The organism is Streptomyces sp. URMC 126, assembly GCF_051386555.1.
In the GTDB taxonomy this organism is placed as follows: Bacteria; Actinomycetota; Actinomycetes; order Streptomycetales; family Streptomycetaceae; genus Streptomyces.
Genome location: NZ_JBPQTX010001155.1, coordinates 1 through 249 on the forward strand (window position 1 = coordinate 1; position 249 = coordinate 249).

Genomic DNA, 249 nt, shown 5'->3' on the forward strand with positions numbered 1-249 from the left:
TTTCTACTCTCCTCAAGGACTTCCATGAAACTGATTTTGTTGGGCGCACCCGGCGCCGGCAAAGGCACGCAAGCCGCTTTCATCTGCCAGAAGTACGGCATTCCCCAGATCTCCACCGGTGACATGCTGCGTGCCGCCGTCAAGGCCGGCACGCCCCTGGGCCAGCAGGCCAAGGCCGTGATGGACGCCGGCCAACTGGTCAGCGACGACCTGATCATCAATCTGGTCAAGGAGCGCATTGCCCAGCCC

The 249-nt window shown here is 61.8% G+C and carries 1 protein-coding gene; it reads left to right on the top strand.

All coding sequences use genetic code 11. The features are described 5' to 3' along the window. Positions 1–24: 24 nt before the first annotated feature. The coding region (locus tag ACSNOK_RS35475) for a nucleoside monophosphate kinase (RefSeq protein ID WP_436784793.1) at positions 25–249 on the top strand (225 nt) is incomplete at its 3' end.